The 1,585-nt window shown below is 64.8% G+C and carries 1 protein-coding gene; it reads left to right on the forward strand.

Annotation, left to right across the window (positions count from 1 at the left end):
• Positions 1 to 1,585, forward strand: a 1,585-nt coding sequence (locus KTN05_RS17510; RefSeq protein ID WP_217330649.1) for a recombinase family protein, incomplete at both ends; no start/stop codon positions are given.

Raw genomic sequence — 1,585 nt, forward strand, 5'->3', positions numbered from 1 at the left:
CTCTGCCGCGAGCGCGCCGATCGCGAAGGCTGGCAGATCGTGGGCACCTATGAGGATGCCGCGACGTCCGGCGCCTCGCTGCTGCGACCCGGCATTCAGCGCCTGCAGCAGGATGGCCGCGCGCGCCGCTTCGACATCGTCATGGCCGAGGCACTGGATCGTCTGTCGCGCAACCAGGCCGATGTCGCGGCACTCTACCAGAACCTGAGCTTCGCTGGCGTGGCGATCGAGACGCTCTCGGAAGGCCGGGTCAACGAGATGCATATCGGGCTCAAGGGCACGATGAACGCGCTGTTCCTGACCGACTTGGCCGCCAAGACCCGGCGGGGCCTGCGGGGCCGGGTCGAGCAGGGGAAGTCGGGCGGCGGCAACGCCTACGGCTATACCGTCCTGCGCAGCCTGACCGAAGACGGCGAGATCAAGCGTGGGGACCGGCAGATCAATCACGACGAGGCGGCCATCGTCCGGCGGATCTTCCGCCATTACGCTCAAGGCCAGTCGCCGAACCGGATCGCCGATCTGCTGAACCGCGAGGGCATTCCGGGCCCGCGCGGCCGTGCTTGGGATAAGTCCACCATCCACGGCAACCCGAAGCGGGGCACCGGGATCCTGAACAACGAGATCTATATCGGCAAGCTGGTCTGGAACCGGCAGAGCTTCATCAAGGATCCGCAGACCGGCAAGCGGCAGGCGCGTCCGAACCCGCAAGCCGAGTGGACCATCACCGACGTGCCGGAACTGCGGATCATCGACCAGGACCTCTGGGAACAGGTAAAGACCCGCCAGCAGGGCAGGAAGATCGAACACACCGACACGGAAGCCTGGCAGAAGCGGAAGCCGAAGTTCCTGCTGACCGGGTTGATAAAGTGCGGCTGCTGCGGCGGCGGGTTCTCGACCATCGCAAAGGATCGCTTCGGCTGCTCGAATTCCCGCAACAAGGGCACGTCGATCTGCAGCAACCGGACCGGCATCAGCCGGCAGGAACTGGAGAGCCGGATCCTGACGCTGCTCACCGAGCGGTTGATGGATCCCGAACTGGTGAAGGCGTTCGTTGCGGAATACATCGCCGAGCGCAATCGCCTGGCCGCCAGCCATGTCGACCACCGGGCGGTGAAGGAGAAGGAACTGGCGAAGGTCATCAAGGATCAGGATGTCCTCGTGAATGCTCTTCTCTCTGGAACACCGCCCGCACGGATCAACGCCAAGCTTGCCGAGCTCGAGACCCGGCAGAAGCAGCTGGAAGCGGAACTGGCCGCCGCCTCTGCCCCCGCGGCCACGACCCGGCTGCACCCGCGCATCGCCGAGACCTATCACGAGCGCATCCGCAGCCTGATCACGGGCCTGACTGAACCCGACGCAGAGAGCGAAGCCCGCGAGGCCATCCGCGGGCTGATCGACCGGATCGTCATCACGCCCGAGCCGACGGGCGGCAAGCGGATGCGGCCTCGGATTGAGCTGCAGGGTTCCTTGGCGGCGATCCTGCGGCTGAGCCTGGATGCGGATCAGCTGTCCGAAACGAAAAAAACCTCCTGCGAACAGGAGGTTAGTGCAAGTATAGTATTTATGGTTGCGGGGACAGGATTTG

This window comes from Paracoccus sp. Z118 (genome assembly GCF_019061185.1).
Taxonomy (GTDB): domain Bacteria; phylum Pseudomonadota; class Alphaproteobacteria; order Rhodobacterales; family Rhodobacteraceae; genus Paracoccus.